The 16,852-nt window shown below is 38.1% G+C and carries 16 protein-coding genes and 1 pseudogene; 8 read left to right on the plus strand and 9 right to left on the minus strand.

Annotated features, from left to right (window positions below; translation table 11 throughout):
- The 8 genes and pseudogenes from AC3M61_RS06535 to AC3M61_RS06570 form a co-directional block, all read left to right on the plus strand.
- Nucleotides 1-133: pseudogene (locus tag AC3M61_RS06535) on the plus strand (IS110 family transposase); the annotation flags it as partial.
- 400 nt (nt 134-533) lie between these two features.
- Nucleotides 534-1,490: an RnfABCDGE type electron transport complex subunit D gene (locus tag AC3M61_RS06540; protein WP_500780136.1), complete on the plus strand. Its 957-nt coding sequence runs from the start codon at nt 534-536 to the stop codon at nt 1,488-1,490.
- Nucleotides 1,487-2,095 carry an FMN-binding protein gene (locus AC3M61_RS06545; protein ID WP_500780081.1) on the plus strand — a complete coding sequence of 203 codons (609 nt, stop codon included), beginning with the start codon at nt 1,487-1,489 and terminating at the stop codon, nt 2,093-2,095. The genes AC3M61_RS06540 and AC3M61_RS06545 overlap by 4 nt, the downstream gene beginning before the upstream one ends.
- 1 nt (nt 2,096) lies before the next feature.
- The gene (locus tag AC3M61_RS06550) at nt 2,097-2,723 is read left to right on the plus strand and encodes an NADH:ubiquinone reductase (Na(+)-transporting) subunit D (protein ID WP_500780082.1); all 627 of its coding nucleotides are present in this window, start codon (nt 2,097-2,099) and stop codon (nt 2,721-2,723) included.
- Complete coding sequence (locus tag AC3M61_RS06555; protein ID WP_500780083.1) at nt 2,720-3,316, plus strand: NADH:ubiquinone reductase (Na(+)-transporting) subunit E; 597 nt, start codon at nt 2,720-2,722, stop codon at nt 3,314-3,316. Before AC3M61_RS06550 ends, AC3M61_RS06555 begins: the two co-directional genes overlap by 4 nt.
- Nucleotides 3,317-3,343: 27 nt before the next feature.
- Nucleotides 3,344-4,453, plus strand: coding sequence for an NADH:ubiquinone reductase (Na(+)-transporting) subunit F (locus tag AC3M61_RS06560; protein WP_500780084.1), 1,110 nt, complete (start codon nt 3,344-3,346; stop codon nt 4,451-4,453).
- A 26-nt stretch (nt 4,454-4,479) separates the two neighbouring features.
- Nucleotides 4,480-4,929, plus strand: a complete 450-nt coding sequence (locus tag AC3M61_RS06565) for a hypothetical protein (protein ID WP_500780085.1) — start codon at nt 4,480-4,482, stop codon at nt 4,927-4,929.
- Nucleotides 4,930-4,967: 38 nt separating this feature from the next.
- Nucleotides 4,968-5,651, plus strand: a complete 684-nt coding sequence (locus AC3M61_RS06570; protein ID WP_500780086.1) for a metal-dependent hydrolase — start codon at nt 4,968-4,970, stop codon at nt 5,649-5,651.
- 53 nt (nt 5,652-5,704) lie between these two features.
- Here the strand turns inward: AC3M61_RS06570 and AC3M61_RS06575 are convergent, their stop codons facing one another.
- The 9 genes from AC3M61_RS06575 to AC3M61_RS06615 all read right to left on the minus strand — a co-directional run bounded on the left by AC3M61_RS06575 (nt 5,705) and on the right by AC3M61_RS06615 (nt 16,744).
- A complete protein-coding gene (locus AC3M61_RS06575; RefSeq protein ID WP_029684201.1) occupies nt 5,705-7,351 on the minus strand; it encodes a DEAD/DEAH box helicase in 1,647 nt (548 codons plus the stop codon).
- 227 nt (nt 7,352-7,578) lie between these two features.
- Complete coding sequence (locus AC3M61_RS06580; RefSeq protein WP_029684200.1) at nt 7,579-8,103, minus strand: isochorismatase family protein; 525 nt, start codon at nt 8,101-8,103, stop codon at nt 7,579-7,581.
- Nucleotides 8,104-8,126: 23 nt separating this feature from the next.
- Nucleotides 8,127-8,660 (minus strand): transcription repressor NadR, encoded by a 534-nt coding sequence (locus tag AC3M61_RS06585; protein WP_500780087.1) that lies wholly within the window; start codon nt 8,658-8,660, stop codon nt 8,127-8,129.
- Between the two features lie 128 nt (nt 8,661-8,788).
- The gene (locus tag AC3M61_RS06590) at nt 8,789-10,315 is read right to left on the minus strand and encodes a bifunctional UDP-sugar hydrolase/5'-nucleotidase (RefSeq protein ID WP_500780088.1); all 1,527 of its coding nucleotides are present in this window, start codon (nt 10,313-10,315) and stop codon (nt 8,789-8,791) included.
- Between the two features lie 68 nt (nt 10,316-10,383).
- Nucleotides 10,384-11,163 (minus strand): RMD1 family protein, encoded by a 780-nt coding sequence (locus AC3M61_RS06595; protein ID WP_500780089.1) that lies wholly within the window; start codon nt 11,161-11,163, stop codon nt 10,384-10,386.
- Between the two features lie 12 nt (nt 11,164-11,175).
- The gene (locus tag AC3M61_RS06600; RefSeq protein WP_500780090.1) at nt 11,176-13,401 is read right to left on the minus strand and encodes a DUF2194 domain-containing protein; all 2,226 of its coding nucleotides are present in this window, start codon (nt 13,399-13,401) and stop codon (nt 11,176-11,178) included.
- On the minus strand, nt 13,394-14,785 hold the full coding sequence (pelF, locus tag AC3M61_RS06605) for a GT4 family glycosyltransferase PelF (protein ID WP_500780091.1): 1,392 nt from the start codon (nt 14,783-14,785) through the stop codon (nt 13,394-13,396). Before pelF ends, AC3M61_RS06600 begins: the two co-directional genes overlap by 8 nt.
- A 34-nt stretch (nt 14,786-14,819) precedes the next feature.
- A complete protein-coding gene (locus AC3M61_RS06610; protein ID WP_500780092.1) occupies nt 14,820-15,239 on the minus strand; it encodes an FKBP-type peptidyl-prolyl cis-trans isomerase in 420 nt (139 codons plus the stop codon).
- A 182-nt stretch (nt 15,240-15,421) separates the two neighbouring features.
- Nucleotides 15,422-16,744 (minus strand): MFS transporter, encoded by a 1,323-nt coding sequence (locus tag AC3M61_RS06615; protein WP_500780093.1) that lies wholly within the window; start codon nt 16,742-16,744, stop codon nt 15,422-15,424.
- Nucleotides 16,745-16,852 lie beyond the last annotated feature (108 nt).

A 16,852-nucleotide genomic window follows, 5' to 3' on the forward strand; every position in this document is an offset into this window, starting at 1 on the left:
ATACAAAAAAGCGATGATGAGTGTAGCACACAAGTTGCTAAGGACAATATTTGCTATGATGAAAAAGCGAGAGAAATTCCATATTGATCATACATTTTCGTCTTCTACTCAAAATTTAATTTTACATAGTTGACTCCTAGTTGAATGTTGATAAACTTTGGACTTATTCCAACAAAAAACCTTAGAAAACCGATTAAACCTTGAATTCTTTAAAAATAAGCAGAGATGTGTTCGCACTGTTCTTACATATTATACCATACAGCAAACAATATAACAAAATATAACTAAACCACTTAGAACAGGCTAATTAGAACTACTCCAGTTTTAAACAAGTGAAGTAATCAATTTTTTTCAAAATACCATTGATAAGGAACTTCGCCTTTTAAAACTTTGTCCCAAAGTTTCAAATAGATAATGTTAGACATTGTTAAAATCGTGGTATAATTTTAGTGGTTCTAATTGTGTATCCATATGTTATCAAGCTATTATCCTCAGTTATGCCATAACTTCCATCGAAAGGGGGCGATGTGAGAATGGGTTCCACAGGTCCTATAAAGTTTCAGAAACAACCTATGATGAGAAAGATGCTCTATGCGCTCACACCTATTCTGTTGTTTTCCATCTTTGCATATGGATTGCGCGTTATCTGGTTAGGATTCTGGGTGTTTCTCACTGCTATCTTTGTCGAATACCTCTTTGAAAGACGTAAGAATAAACCTGTAAGCGAGGCAGTTCTGGTAACAGCTATGTTGTTTTTGCTTTCTTTACCACCTTCTGTCCCATTTTGGGTAGCGATAATAGGTATCGCCTTTGGTGTCGCTTTTGGAAAAGAAGTATACGGTGGATTTGGTAGAAACGTTTTTAATCCTGCAATTGTCGGTAGATTGTTTATATACATAACCTTCCCACTTTATATGACATCTGGTTGGCTTAAACCATCTTTGTTTGGCTTGGATGCAGCGACTTCTGCAACTCCATTACAAATTCTTAGGGATGAGCAGAGTGTGGATTTATTGAATTTGTTACTTGGTTGGCGGGCTGGAGCCATTGGTGAGGCACCTGTTTTACTCATATTACTGGCTGCAATTTATTTGATATGGACAAAGACTGCAAATTGGAGATTAATGGTCTCAACCTATGGTTCAGCCGTGCTTCTCACTTTTTTGTTGGATCTTTTCAACGTTCCAAAATCGTTACCTACGATTCCCGCAATGCTTTCTGGAAGTTTGCTTTTTATTACTGTTTTCATGGTAACAGAACCTATAACCGCACCCAAGAAAATTAAGTCAATGTGGATATATGGAATGATTATAGGTTTATCTGGAGTAGTTATTCGAACGTTTTCCTTATTTTCCGAGGGATGGAGCTTTGCAATATTGATTGGAAATATGTTTGCTCCACTTCTTGACGAGACTATTAAGGACAAAAAAGTTAAAAAGCCAGTAAAAAGCGTAAGCAATGATGCTTCTGGGAAGAAGGTGGAAGCATGAGATTCGATAGAGACAGTAAAGTCTACACTGTTATTTTCACATTCATCGTATCATTTACGTTTCTTGTTATACTTTCTGGTTTAAATGTTATGACATCACAGCAAGTGAAAAAGAATCAAGAATTGTTCATGATTCGGGCTGTTCTTAATGCCATGGGAATTCCATATACGAGCGATGAGGAAGCCATCGGTCTTTTCAAATCAAAAGTTACGATGGAAATGAAGGATTCATACAGTCTGTTTTCTGCGGAAGTAGATGGTGAGAAAGTTTATGCCATCCTCTTCAATGGAAGTGGCTTGTGGGGAAATATTTCTGGTGTTATAGCTGTTAATAGCGAAGTTTCAAGAATCGTAGGTATAGACTTTATCTCACAAAGTGAAACACCTGGTCTCGGAGGTCGAATTGAGGAAAGTTGGTTCAAAGAACAATTTAGAAACGAAGCAATCGTTGACGGTAAAGTTTTAGTATCGACAACGAAGGTTCCAGATTCCAAAGATGATGGACAAGTTGATGCAATAACTGGGGCTACATTAACATCTAAATCTATAGAAAAGATAATTGCAACGTATATCCCTATTCTTAAATCGTTACTGGGGGTGAACTGAAATGTCCGAGTTCAAAAAGATATTGAAAAATAACTTTTGGTTCGAAAACCCCGTAATTGTGCAAATATTAGGTATATGTTCCACACTTGCTGTTACCAACAATTTGAGAAACACACTTATAATGACTATTGGTGTTACACTTGTAACTGCGCTTTCCAACCTCACAATTTCTGCAATGCGAAACTTAATTCCAAGAAAGGTCAGAATGATAACGCAAGTGCTTGTGATATCGTTCTACGTTATCATGTTCGATATAGTCCTCAGAGCTTACGTTCCTGATGTAAGTAAAGCACTTGGACCGTACGTTGGTTTGATTATTACGAACTGTATAATCATGGGGCGTGCGGAAGCTTTTGCTCAGGGAAACAAACCGCTGATTTCGTTCTGGGACGGTTTTACAGCAGGGCTTGGATATATGTTCGTTTTGGTTGTTGTTGCGTTTTTTAGAGAGCTTATGGGATTCGGTACAATCCTTGGTTTCCAAGTTTTGCCTAATTCCTTCCCGAAGTGGACGATTATGGTTATGCCACCAAGTGCGTTCTTTGTCTTAGCCTCATTCATTTGGATAGTCAGAGGTATACAGATTAAAAAAGATGTGAGCCAGTCCTCAGGGGGTGAAAATAAATGATGTACCCAAATATTAATCCATTAGTGTTATTTTTCGCTTCCATTTTTACCAGTAACATACTACTCACAAACTTCCTTGGAATGTGTTCGTTTATTTCCATTTCAAAGGATTTGAAATCTTCCAACGGCTTAGGCATTGCAGTAACACTTGTTATGACAATAACAACTGCACTTAACTGGATTTTAGAAAAATACGTGATAACTCCACTAGATATAGGTTATCTTAGATACATAATCTACATCATCGTAATAGCAGCTATTGTCCAAGTTCTTGAGATGATAATAGATAGAGTTTCACCCAATCTTTACATGGTCCTTGGTATTTTCCTACCTTTGATAACAGTTAATTGTGCAATTCTTGGTGTAGCCTTGTTTATGCAACTTAGAAACTATTCCTTCATTCAGTCTGTCTTTTTCGGACTCGGTAGCGGAATTGGCTGGTGGCTTGCAATTGTTCTTTTGGCAGCTATCAGAAAGAAGACAGAGAATGCGCCAGTTCCGGCTCCACTTAAGGGTGTCGGTATAACGCTTATCACCATTGGGATAATGGCAATGGCATTCATTGGCTTTGCCGGTATGATAAACGTTCAGTGATTATATTGATGTTGGGTGGTGATAAGTATGGAAATAATCGTTGCACCTTTGGTGGTATCAATGATTAGTTCTGCTTTGGCTTTGATAATAGTCATTGTTGATGGTATTGTCAACAACTACGGAGAAGTAGAAATTGATATTAATAACGGAAAGAAGAAATTAAAAGTGAAAGGTGGAGCACCTCTTCTCCATACACTTAGCTCAATTGGGATATTTGTGCCCTCTGCATGTGGTGGAAGAGGCAGTTGTGGTGCCTGTAAGGTGAAAGTGTTATCAGACGTTGGTCCGCACCTACCAACCGAACTACCTTATATGTCAAAAGAAGAGATAGCTGAAAATATAAGATTAGCGTGCCAGATAAAACTGAAGAAAGACATAAAAATATATTTGCCAGAAGAGCTGTTCAACATCAAAAAGTTCAAGGGTATCGTTGAGAAAATTAAAGATGTAACTTACGATATCAAAGAACTCAGAATACGTTTAGTGGAACCTAACGAGATAAGCTTCAAGGCCGGTCAGTACGTCCAACTGGTTATTCCACCGTATGAGAACATTAAAGAACCTACACAAAGGGCATACTCGATATCTTCTTCCCCCAGTGATAAGAACCATATTGAGCTATTAATAAGATTAGTTCCAGGTGGAATTGCAACAACTTACGTTCATAAATATATGAAAGAAGGAGACCTAGTCGAAGTGGTTGGACCGTTTGGTGAATTCTACATGAGAGAAACGAACGCTGATATGATAATGGTTGCTGGCGGAAGCGGAATGGCACCTATAAAATCCATCATCTTTGACATGTGGGAACGCGGAATAACAGATAGAAATGTGTGGTATTTCTTTGGTGCACGTAGCAAAAGGGACCTTTATTACGTGGAGATGTTCCAAGAACTTGAAAAGAAGTGGCCGAAATTTCATTTCATCCCTGCTCTCTCAGACCCTCTTCCGGAAGATGACTGGGAAGGTGAAACCGGTCTTATAACAAACGTTTTGGATAAATACTTGGCATCAGTTATACCCCAAGACACACCAAAAGAAGGGTACTTGTGTGGTAGCCCAGGGATGATAAACGCTTGTGTTCAAGTGTTTGATAAATATGGTGTAAAGGATGTTTATTACGACAAATTTGCATAATTAATCGATGATAGGGGGTGAGCGAAATGAAAATGACTCCCAAGTATATTAAAGCACAAGAAAACATGAAACCGGGAAAGATTACAGCAGATGGATTTTTGGGAGATGATGACAGAAATATTGTAGACATAATCGCTGCTGACGAAGAAGAGTTTCAATACCTCGGTTTAGATTTTGTTGAAGTAGCCAAGCTTATGAGAAAACTCATGAAAGAGGGGTTGAAAGGTTTAGGAGAACCTATAAAATATGAAAAATGGGAGATAAGAGTAGACGAGGCAAGGGGATTTCTACCATGTCCTTTCCAAGATGGGATTTTTAGAAAAAGAGTGGCGCTGGTAAAGAACTTGAATAACGGTAAAGAGCTCATGTTCAGTGAATTATCTATTCATTTACTCGCCGCTCACCACTTTTTGCAGGGCAAGGGCTCAAAATTCAGGTTAGAACCTGCAATAATTAAAGCTGTCTTGTATGAATAAAAAACCTACCAAAAAATCTGTGAATGGGGGTGAAAGGCATGAAGGTGACGTTCTTAGGACATGCTGTAGTGTTGATTAGCGAAATTGAAGGGAAGTACAACGTAATTATCGACCCATTTATAAGTGGTAACCCAGCTTATCCGAAGGGATTTGAACTACCAAAGTTAGACTACATTCTCGTGACCCATGGTCATGGTGACCATGTAGGCGATACTGTTGAACTAGCAAAGAAGTATGGTGCCACTGTAATTGCAAATTTTGAGTTATGCAACTATTTGCAGGCAAAAGGTTGCAAGGTTCATCCTATGCATGTCGGGGGAGTTTACTATTTTGAATTTGGAAAAGTGAAACTGACGCCTGCCGTCCATGGTTCCGGTATACATGAAGGAGATAAGGTTATTTACGGAGGAAACCCCTGTGGCTTTTTGATAAAAACGGAAGGCAAAACCATATACCATGCAGGTGACACAGGATTGACAAAGGAGATGGAGTTAATTAAAGGTGTAGATCTTGCGTTCCTACCAATTGGTGGGAACTTCGTTATGGACGTGGAAGACGCAATAACAGCTGTTGAAATGATAAAACCAAAAGTAGTTGTTCCAATGCACTACAACACATGGGATATCATCAAAGCAGATCCCGAAAAATTCAAAACAGAAGTCGAAAAAATGGGAGTCAGGTGTGTTATTATGAAACCAGGTGAAACAATCGAATGTCAGTAATAACTGATAATCAAAAAAGGCTCGCTTACGCGAGCCTTTTTAATTAAACATCGTCAATTCGACTTCTTTTCTCGTGCCTTCTGAACTAATGGTTTGGATGATTTCGAATATCTTCCACTCTTTCCTGTGTTCTTGTTTAGAGTCCTCATAATAACATCTGCATCGGCTTCGTTAACATCTATAAATGAGTATGTCTCAAAGACTCGCACATTGCTTATATTTTTTGGTTCAATACCCGTCTTCTCAGATATGTATTCAACAAGTCTCTTTTTATCCAAACCTTTAGAAGAACCAAGTGCCACAAATAATCTCACAGTCGAGTTATTCTCTGATTGTTTTGAAAAATCCTTCACTTTGATGTTTCCATAACGTGTAATATCTATCTTCTCTTTTAAAAGGGTATGAAGTAACATTTCAACTGCTTCTGTAGGTCCCATCTCTTCGATCAATTTTTGAGCGACTTGTCTGAAGAGTTCATTGGAAACGTATGATTCTTTCCTAATGCTATTGATAACACTTTCAAGTTGCCTGTTAAGTATATCTTCAACCATGGGGATTTTATCCTTCATTATCTTTGCCTTTGCAAATCTCTTTACTCTTGTAAAATGATAGTAATCGCTCCTTGTTACGAATGTAATCGCAAGTCCTTTCTTTCCTGCCCTTCCGGTTCGACCTATCCTATGTACGTAGTATTCTGGGTCTCTCGGAACAGAGTAATTGATAACATGAGTGAGGCCTTCTATATCTATTCCCCTTGCCGCAACATCCGTAGTGACAAGTATGTTCAACTGCTTTTTTCTGAATTTATCGAGAACTCGCTCCCTTTGAGATTGTGAATAATCACCATGCAACCCATCTGCGTTATACCTCAGGTCTGACAGTTTCTTAGCAATTTCATCAACTTCGGCTTTTGTCTGGCAGAAGACAATACCATAGAACTCAGGATTCATATCAATTATTCTACACAAGAGTGGTAACTTATCACTCTCTTCAACTTCGAAGTAAAGTTGTTCTGCATTCCCTGTTGTGAGTTCTTCTTTTACAGTGGATATATGTTCGTAATCCTTCATGAATTTTCTTGCAATGTTTACTATTTCCTTCGGCATTGTTGCTGAAAAGAGAAATGTGCGCTTCGTTTCAGGTGTTTGTTTAATTATCTCAAGCACATCATCCAAAAATCCCATATCAAGCATTCTGTCAGCTTCATCTAATACCAAGTATTTTACATTGGACAAATCGAGCGTTTTGCGATATATATGATCAAGCAATCTTCCAGGTGTTCCAACAACGATATCTACACCTTTCCCAAGGTCTTTAAGCTGCCGTTCTATCGATTGACCACCGTAGATAGTAGAAACTTTGACTCTACGATTCCCTCTAAGACTTTTTATCTCTTCGTATATTTGAAGTGCTAACTCTCTTGTAGGTGTGACTATCAACGCTTTGATACTCTTGTCTACCTTAAAATCTATACGTTCAAGTATTGGTATCGCAAATGCCACTGTCTTCCCTGTTCCTGTCTGAGCTTGAGCGATTATATCTTTATCAGTCCCAAGAGCTACGGGAAGCACCAACTTCTGAATTTCGGTGGGTTGAGTGTAACCTTTCTTCTCAATAGCTGAGAGTGTTTCCTCACTCAAGCCAAAAACTTCGAAACCACTTTCTCTTTCAACGCTTTTCGTAATATCTGTTTTCTTCATATCTACTCCTACCTTTCTTCCCTGCGGGATTTAGAAATTCCCACCCCTCACCTTGCCGTCTTACCTGTCAGGTTAAGTCGGGTGGTTTACCTCACACGCAAGGAGAAAGGAGTGGACCATATTTGTGCGTATTTTATGTTCTTATGCACATGCTAAGTAAGTTTAACATACTTTTAGATAAGTACAATTAACATTGGATTAAGATTGATTACGCTTTCAGTAACTGCCTAAATGACCTTTGCGAGCAAAACTTCCTTCATCTCGCGCAGTGCAAAATTGTGCATATCTTTGTCGAAACTATCGACACAGTTAGAATATACAACTGTTTCTATACCTCGATTCCTCAGTTCTTCAACAGTAAACAGAACGCATATATGGGTTACGAGTCCGCCGACATGAACTTTTCTAATATCCAATTCTCTGAGCAAGTTCTCAAGATTTGTTCCATAGAATGCAGAGTATCTGCTTTTCTTTATTTCATAAGCTTTTTCATATCCATCTAACACTTCTTTTAGTTCATCAACGATCTCACTTCCTTTTGTATCGTGCAAGCAATGTACACCCCATATATCAAACTCGTAGTCGTTGTCCTCATGCCAATCTCTTGTATATATAATCGGCAAGCCTCTTTTCTTGAATTCTTTTGATAACTCAACAATTGGAAGGATGACATTCTCAGCACCTGGGAAATAAAGGGCACCGCCTGGTTTTGCAAAGTCATTCTGCAAATCAACTATCAACAACGCCTCCATCTTAGCACCTCCCGCAAGATAAGTTACTCATTATCTTCTGTTTTTTCATTCTTCTCTGCATCATCTTTTGAGAGTCTGTACTTACTGATTGCTTTAAGTATCTTTTCCATAGTCTCTTCATCTGGGGCTTCTATGGTATGAAGGTGTACACCATTTGAAATCTCGGAAAGGGGTTTTGTACCACTCGAAGCTAAGAGGGAAACAAATTTCTCCACTTCGTCAAGAGTTGAAACGTCTATCCTCCCAGTAATTTCACCATAAACAGGATGTTCAACGATAACATCCAAGACTTTTCCTCCGTTTTCGACTATACGCCTAAGCTCGTCGTAAATATCCTTCGAGGAATGCTTTACAGCGACAACCCTGCGAACCCTGTTTCCTGAGTCGTAGAGGTAACCATCTCTCGTAGCAACTATCTTGTGTCCTTCTTCTCTCAACTGCGCGATGTCCGAAACTATAATCTGTCTACTTACATCAAAAAGTTCTGCTAAGTATTTACCTTTAACTGGAGTCTTGCTTTTTTTGAGCAGTTCCAAAATTTGATACTTTCTTTCCATAAACATCACCTCAAATTTATTATACAATATTTTACAGAGAAAGTTAATATCAGACACAACTTATCTAAGTGTGAAAAAATAAAAAGGGCGGGTTGCAATCCCGCCCGTAGATTTTAATTTTTGTGGTTTTATTTTCTTTCAACTCTTGGTTTATCGTCGTAACTTGTAATCTTTCCACCGAGCACCTTTTGGATATACTCAACTACAACGTCAGCCATAACGTAATACGTGTCGTATCCTTTCTGACCCTTTAACATTGCATATCCATCTCCACCTGCCGCCATATAGTTGTTTGTCACTACCTTATACACTTTTTCTGGGTCTATCGGTTTCCCATTGATGAGCACTTCAACAAGTTTTCCTCCTTCTGCCTTCCACGTTGCACCGGCAACTTGCAAAAATGCGCCCTGCCCATTTGGAACCGATGCAGCATATTCAAAAACTTTGAGAAGGTCTGAGCCTTTCATTTCCAAAACATACAATGTGTTTCCGAATGGGAGAACTGTTAGGACATCTCTTATCTTAATCTCACCAGGTTTAATGGAAGCTCTTATTCCGCCACCGTTTGTAAGTGCTACATCTACTCCTGTTTTCCAAAGCATAGCATCTGTTATGAGATTGGTAAGGTTTGTTGTCTTGGACCTAACATCCGCCCTTTCTCCGTTCAGTAGGATTTCTGTATAACCAATTACTGTATCGAGTTTTGCTCCACCGAGTTTTTTGAAATAATCGAGAGCTGTCTTTACATATGCTGCTTCAGGAGTAATTACCTGGTATACATTTTTGCCTGCCTCATCTTTTCCAACAACCTTAGCCTGAACCACGGGTATTGCTTGCCACTCTATTTTCGTAACTTTCCCATCTTCAAAGTAAATATCGGCTCTTCCCAACACCTTTGCCCATTCGAATGCCTGAACTATAGGAACTCCGTTAACTACTATGGGTTGAGAAAGATTCGTGTGACTGTGACCATCGATTATTAAATCAATGCCAGAAACTTGCTGAGCCAATTGGTCAGCGGTTGTGTAAAGTTCCGAATAACCTTGACCAACGCCAAGGTGTGTCAATGCAATTACAATATCAGCTTGTTTCCTAATTTCCGGAATCAGTGCTTTTGCAACTTCGATTACATTCTTGAATTCCAAATCTTCAGAATTTGGGCCTTCAAGTATCTTTGTGTGTTCCGTTGTGAAACCTACGATTGCCACTCTTACTCCACCAATGTTTTTAATTATGTAAGGCGTAAAGAATGGCTTTCCATCTTTGTAAATGTTTGCACTTAAAAATGGGAACTTTGCCCAGCTTATTTGTTTCAAAAGCACTTCTCTTGGCTTGTCAAATTCGTGGTTACCAACCGCAACAGCATCGAGTCTCATTCTATTCAGGACAAATATGTCAGGCAGTGCGTTTAACAAGTCTGATTCAGGAACACCTGTGTTTATATCTCCTGCATGCAAGAAAAGAACATAAGGATTAACCTTTCTTTCTGCATCAATAATTGTGGCAACCGTTGAAAAACCACCTATGATATTTCCTGCAGAGTCTGTAAACGGCCAAGCATGTCCGTGAGTGTCGTTAATGTGGAACACTGTAATCTTTGCCGCGAGAACAAGTAAACTTACTAACAACAAAAGTATAACAAAATATCGCTTCATAGCTATCCCTCCTTAATATGTAGTGATTAATATTATTATAAACCTCTACTTTGTTAAGACAAAACATTCTAAAAAAGCTTCTCGATAAGACTCATGGCGATTTCTAAAACAAACAGCAGTATAATCATCCATTCCAAGAAATTTGCTTTGCTTTCACTATGAATCTCCAAGAGAACACTTGCAACCTCGAAGGCGTGGTCCAACTTCGTTGTCACGTTTTTGTATCTTCTTGATAGCTCGTAATACCTGGCAAGTTTCTGATACAACTGGTCGTACAATTCGTTTTCCCAGGCAATATCAGGTTTATCAAGTATCATAACATCTGAAAGTATTTCGTGTCTTGTTTTTAGTATCTTCATTGCAAGTCCTAATGCCTTCCTACCTTTCGCTACTTTTCCCTTTTCTGACAGAAATTTCTCGATTTCGTCTATTAGAAGACCTGTTTTTTGCTCTATCCTGTGCAAAGAAACGCTCTGAGCTAAAACAAAAGCGACCGTCGATAGCACGCCTTCATCTATTCTTGGTACGTAAACTCTATCTTCTGAAATCTCGATTTCCCTGTCTTTTGTATCCTTGTTGACTAGCACCTCGAGTATTTCCGTTGCTGTGTGCTTCACGTTACCAATCACATATTCATCGAGTTCAGAAACAAGGCTATTAAATTGATTACTTGGTACATTCAATCCAACCACGGCTCCGAAGGAGTAGACGTAAACAGTTCCCTGTGCATATTTAAATTTAAACGGTTCTTCCCATCTTATATGTTCAATATGTGATGATTTTTCCTGCATCAATCTCTTAATGTCAATGTCATCACCTAAGTCTAAGGCTATAAACCTGTAGTGCACCAATAAAACCTCCTATTTTCGTATTTCCATCTTATTTTCTGTTTGTTCAACAATTATTAAGTTTCCATAAGAATACACAATTTTTCCACCGTAAAGTGTAAAAGGTCCTGAGACTCGCAAATAATAATATCTTGGAAGGTGGTATCCAATAGGCAGCGAAACAGAAATGCTCCCTGATTCTTTTTTTATAATCGGACGTTCTTTAAAGAAAGTGTATATCACATCTCCACTTTCAGATACCCATTGATTTCTAAGAAATGGGTAATACTGCTTCATGGTAGAAAGGAAGTTTCTCAGACTCTCGTACATCTCTTTCCACGTCTTTCCATCAGGATTTCTATCTTTCGAGAACAGATCATCTGGGTGTAAGAAATACTGATAAGTTCCAAGTGACATAAGTGCTAAAACAGAATTAGCAATTAGTGTGTCTTCCGGATAATATCCATACGTAGTTCTTGGTACTACAACTACCTTGTCAAACAATATTTCAAACTCAGAAAGTGTATTTGCTCCCCTGTAGGTCGTCCCTATGACCTTTATACTTGGGAAGGACTTTAACAACTTTTCTACCCCGAACAAGTCTATTATGTTATCAGGCGCTACGTAACTATAAGAAATGTAACTTTCACCAAGTGTGTTCCTCAGGAATATCTTCAAAATAGATAAAACCAAATCTAATTGTTTTGCTGACCATCGGTCAGCTGTTAACGGAATATGATTGTAACCATGTATACCTATTTCGAAATTACTATTTAGTAGTTCTTTCAGCGCAAGCAGTTGTTGAGGCGTGTTTGTGTATTCTTGGAAGCTGAACGGCCATGTTACAGATGCATTGTAGTTTGCAACAAAGAATGTCGTATATTTTATACCGAACTCTCTAGCTAATTGCTTCATCGCTGGCCACCATACGTTGTAATAGAATTCATTGTCCGTTATATCACCAAACTCCCTTGTGATTATATCCAACTTTCTTTTGTAGGCTGGTAATGGGAAATCATCAATGAACATTGACCAACTATTTACTATTGGTTGAATTGATATTGGAAGTTGTGACAAGATAACTTGGATGAGTAAACCTCGATATTCTTTCTTCAACAAATCAAGTGGATAGAATATGACCTGGCCCAGTCCAAGGTTAATTTTCCACACAAGGCTGTCTTGCGATGAGGAAGTTATAAGATTTACTGCTCCACTTGGTGGCCTCTTCACGGAAATAGATTTTGAAAAGGGTAGTTTGTAATCTTTTGGCATTGGAAAAACATTGTTATCCACTATCAAATCTGGTATGTATTTTTGAACATCTCCCTTGCTAATTACAACCACGGTCCCACCATTTGTAGTATACTCCAATAATCTAGAGTCTGAAACAGGAAATATCCCGTTGACAAGAATTACTGCATCGTAAATCGATAGAACCGGGACCACGGCACTTTTCCAATCGTAGCTTAAAAGCGTATAATCCAAAGCTTTCCTTAAATCTGCGTTATCCTGCCCAACCACTAAAAACCTAAAAGTATCGTTATCACCGAAAAGGAGCTTTGATATTATTAAGTGTAAATTAAGTGTAACTTTTCCTTCGTCGTCGAAAAGGTAACTGTAGCTGATTAGCCCTCCCAAACTACTCAGGATAGCCATGTCGTATGTATTTTCATCCTCTGTCTCTATTTTAATCAAACTCTTTGCATACGGGCTTATCATTTTAAATCGCTCTACATCGCGTAAATTTTCGAATTTAAAACTTTCCGCAGCTGCGTATTCGTTGTCTATATTCACATTTAGTGGTTTTACCTTTTTCCAACTGAAAGTGTAAGAAATGCCTAAAAGGTTGTAAACTGAGTTAATTTCAGCAAGCCCAGGATGATTTGAACCTGACGTATCGATAGTCGCACCCAAGTTGTTTACAATTAAAATTTTCCCGCCATTTATCAAAAAATGTGTGAGTTTTTCAAGGTATTTTTTTGCCTCCCTCATCTGAGGACTGTAATAGCATGTTATTATCAAATTGTACTGCTGAAGGTCCATGCTAGAAAAATCAACACCTTCTACATCGATAACATCGTAGCTTTCTATTAGTTCTTTCAAGACCGGTGCGAAGTATTTCAGTAAAATATTGTAACCATAGCCTTGTTCAGAACCTTTGTAAAGTAACAAAGCTTTCGCCTCTATGTTGGAAAACTCTATTACTGTCAGAAAAATCAAACTGATAGTAAAAAGCCATTTTCTAAAAACTCTAAGCATTTCTTAAAACCTCCTCATAAAGTTGGCGGTAAGAATTTATCATGCGATCTAATGTGTACTTTTGACTTACCACGCGTCTGCCGTTTTGAGCGAAAGTCTCACGAAGAGCTTTGTCTTTAGCTAAAATAATTAGCTTTTCCGCCATAGCAACATAATCTTTTGGTTCCACCACAAAACCTGATTGTCCCTCTGGATCAAGTGCAATCTCAGGGCAGTTACCGACATTTGTAACAACAACAGGTAATCCCGCAGCCATAGCCTCTAACTGGACCAACGGCTGACCCTCGGATATGCTGCTCATCAATAACACATCCATCATTCCGTAGTAGTCGATTACATTGGCTTTACCTGTGAAGATAACTTTTCCGCTTAAACCTAAAAGCTCAACAAGATTTACACACCTTTGATAATACTCTTCATCTTCATCAGTTGGTCCTATAATGTATAGTCGCGAATTTGGAACTTCCTTGACTAACGCATCAAACGCCTTTATACCAGTTACCACATCCTTTATTGGAACCACCCTTCCAACCATTGCTACATTAAACGTATCATTTTCAAGTTTCCTTATAGTTGAGAATTTTTTAACGTCTATACCGTTAGGTATAACATGCATCTTTCTAAAATCAGCACCTAATTCGAATTGAAAGATTTGGTTTTTCTCAAAAAGGGTGGTCAAGGCATCACACTCTGCATAAGCGGTCTCACTGATAAGTTTAAAAATTTCTATCCAAGGTTTTTTATACACTTCTGGTACACTTTTCGATTTCGTAATTTCTATCTCCCTTTCCCTATGATATATACCGTGTTCCGTGACTATCAATTTCCCACCGTGATAATACTTTCCAGTGAGAGCGCTTAACACAGCGTAACCTGTTGTGGTGGAATGGTAGATATCTGCTTTCGGAGGCAAGGCTTGGATTGCACCAAGAATGGGGATTATGAAACCTATGACAGTCCAGTAAAAGCCAGGAAAACCTTCTTCTTGAAAGTACCTGACGTATATGTCATTCAAAAAGTCCCAAAAAGTTTGGCTAAGTAACAAGTAATCAATGTGCTTACCTGCAGTTACCTTTAGAATGTTCGCAAAATACTTAGCTCTTTCTTCTTTTAGTTCTATTAATTGTCTGACATATCTTACCAATTCTCTTTCATCAAAAGCGATATTTGTTTTCGAGAAGTCGCTTGAAAAGAGAAGGTATTCGTATATATATTTCAGATTCTTTGGTGGTTTATAACCAAAAGAACGTGTCCACTTCCATGGAGCTAAGTGGACAACGTCAAACTCGATATCAGGCATATTTTCAATTAACATCTGTATCCAAGAGGAAACTCCTCCAGTTATGTACGGATAGGTTCCTTCAACCAAGATGCACACGCGCATAAAGCTATTGTAACAACTTCGTAATCGAGAGACATTAAGAAATCTCTATGATTTCAACCTCAAAGACAAGGTTTTTGCCTGCTAACGGATGATTGGCATCAAGAATTGCAACTTCATCATCAAGTTCTTCAACACGGACAACAAAAAAATTACCATCTGGTTGATGAACTTCAAGCAAATCTCCAACATTAACATCCTCGGGTAAAACGTTTCTCTGAACCGAGAATTTCAAATCATCTCTCACTGGTCCGTAGGCTTTTTCATAAGGTATTGTAAACCTCTTTTTATCCCCAACTTCTAATCCCAGAATTTCCTCTTCGAAGCCTGGAATAACTTGTCCAGCACCTACAACAAATTCTAACGGTTGCCTGCCGTAAGAACTGTCGAAAACTTGCCCGTCTTCAAACATACCTGTGTAATGGACCTTCACCTTGTCACCACTTTTAATACCCATGAATAATCACATCCTTCTAAAAAAATTAAGGTAACATATCTCAATTATATCACAAAATTAAGAAAAGAAGACTTTAAGTCTAAAATCACTCTCAGGATATGAATTTTTTAGCTTTTTCTAAGTCTTTTTTCAATCAACCTTCGACATCACGTTGTGTAAAAAATATGCCATCCCCTCTCATTTTACTTGCCTGAATTAAACCTTCCTCTTGACAATCGGGTGTTATGGAAATGCACACTAACTTTTGTATTCTTGGTCCTTTTAGAACGCCTATAAGTGAAATAATACCTTCTTTGATATGTCCTTCCTTCTCTTACGTTCTCTTCTTTCTTTAACTCCTTGCTAGATGTAGTTTCGTTTTGAGAGAGTTTGTACATTAAATAAAAAGCAAGTAATGTTATCAGAGTGTTGGATAAGTAGAAGAAACCTGATACAAAGAAGAGTTTGTTATAGTCTGTTACCCCGCTTTTCGACAAACTTGCGAAAAGTTGTGCTGATGAAGCTCTCATGACGTTATTAAGAAAGTAGCTAAGTCCTGAATAGGTTGCTAAACTTGCTTTTGGAAGGTAAGATAAACAGAAAACCATATACATTGGTGTTGAAATGTTTATTAGCACATACCTGAGTACGTAAGCAACGCTAAAAACAAAGGAGTTTAGCGTAAATAATGACATCATAAATATAAGCAATGTAACACCGAGATATATCAAGAATAAAGTTAATTTGTACCCATATTTAGCCGTTAGTTTGTGTGAAAACAACGATGTTGCTGCAGTTGATAACTGGGATACAGCAAGAACCGTTGTAATTGCCAACGTTGAGAACTTGAACAAATCGTAAAATATAACATTTCCAAAGTTTATAAAGACCCCAGCCGCAAGACTTACCAAAGCACCGGAAAGCAAATAGTAAATGAGCATTGTTCTTTGAGTTCTTGTAAGACTTTGTTTCTTTTTTCTTTTCTTACTGACCTTAACGTTCGGAAACGCAAAAACTGGAGCAATAGAGACAAGAGCTAATATCATTGACAAAACAAGCGTGGGAAAAATTCCTAGCGACTTTCCAAGCACCCCCGCTCCAAAGTAACCAATTACACCTGTTAGAAGAACTATCGCAAAGTTTATATTTGAATTTCTCAGCCTCTTTTTTTCATCAGAATGTTCTATTACAGTTATAGTTGGCATGATAATAGAGGTATCAAAGAAACCGAAAAGGAACGAAACAAAATACAACCATCCTATTACGCCAACATTCAGAAGACGCAACAGCCCAAATAACGTATAGATGGGCATCGTAAGAAGGATAGTCTTTTTTCTTCCAATTCTATCAGATAAGCTAGCAAAGAGGAAACCACCAAAAGCAAGTCCCCAAGAATAATAGAACGTTGCGGTCCCAATAACTTGGTTAGTAATTCCGTTTTCTTTTAAGTATAGGTTAAAAAGTGCGGTGTAAAATGCTCTGGACAGCCCCACAAGGAATGTGTAAGTATTAACAAGCCATATCAAAAGACTTCCCCCCGAAAAATGTTTTGATAAGCACTCGCAAAATGCTTCGGCTTTATTAATTAATTCGGTGAATATAAAGCATGATAAATAGAACACATTCTAAATTAT

This window comes from Fervidobacterium sp. (genome assembly GCF_059913585.1).

Excerpts from the sequence above, each read along its gene's own strand:
- AC3M61_RS06585 (WP_500780087.1), bottom strand. The coding sequence starts at position 8,660 with ATGGAAAGAAAGTATCAAATTTTGGAACTGCTCAAAAAAAGCAAGACT.
- AC3M61_RS06610 (WP_500780092.1), bottom strand. The coding sequence starts at position 15,239 with ATGGGTATTAAAAGTGGTGACAAGGTGAAGGTCCATTACACAGGTATG.
- pelF (WP_500780091.1), bottom strand. The coding sequence starts at position 14,785 with ATGCGCGTGTGCATCTTGGTTGAAGGAACCTATCCGTACATAACTGGA.
- AC3M61_RS06545 (WP_500780081.1), top strand. The coding sequence starts at position 1,487 with ATGAGATTCGATAGAGACAGTAAAGTCTACACTGTTATTTTCACATTC.
- AC3M61_RS06580 (WP_029684200.1), bottom strand. The coding sequence starts at position 8,103 with ATGGAGGCGTTGTTGATAGTTGATTTGCAGAATGACTTTGCAAAACCA.
- AC3M61_RS06540 (WP_500780136.1), top strand. The coding sequence starts at position 534 with ATGGGTTCCACAGGTCCTATAAAGTTTCAGAAACAACCTATGATGAGA.
- AC3M61_RS06565 (WP_500780085.1), top strand. The coding sequence starts at position 4,480 with ATGAAAATGACTCCCAAGTATATTAAAGCACAAGAAAACATGAAACCG.
- AC3M61_RS06570 (WP_500780086.1), top strand. The coding sequence starts at position 4,968 with ATGAAGGTGACGTTCTTAGGACATGCTGTAGTGTTGATTAGCGAAATT.
- AC3M61_RS06560 (WP_500780084.1), top strand. The coding sequence starts at position 3,344 with ATGGAAATAATCGTTGCACCTTTGGTGGTATCAATGATTAGTTCTGCT.
- AC3M61_RS06555 (WP_500780083.1), top strand. The coding sequence starts at position 2,720 with ATGATGTACCCAAATATTAATCCATTAGTGTTATTTTTCGCTTCCATT.
- AC3M61_RS06590 (WP_500780088.1), bottom strand. The coding sequence starts at position 10,315 with ATGAAGCGATATTTTGTTATACTTTTGTTGTTAGTAAGTTTACTTGTT.
- AC3M61_RS06600 (WP_500780090.1), bottom strand. The coding sequence starts at position 13,401 with ATGCTTAGAGTTTTTAGAAAATGGCTTTTTACTATCAGTTTGATTTTT.
- AC3M61_RS06550 (WP_500780082.1), top strand. The coding sequence starts at position 2,097 with ATGTCCGAGTTCAAAAAGATATTGAAAAATAACTTTTGGTTCGAAAAC.
- AC3M61_RS06575 (WP_029684201.1), bottom strand. The coding sequence starts at position 7,351 with ATGAAGAAAACAGATATTACGAAAAGCGTTGAAAGAGAAAGTGGTTTC.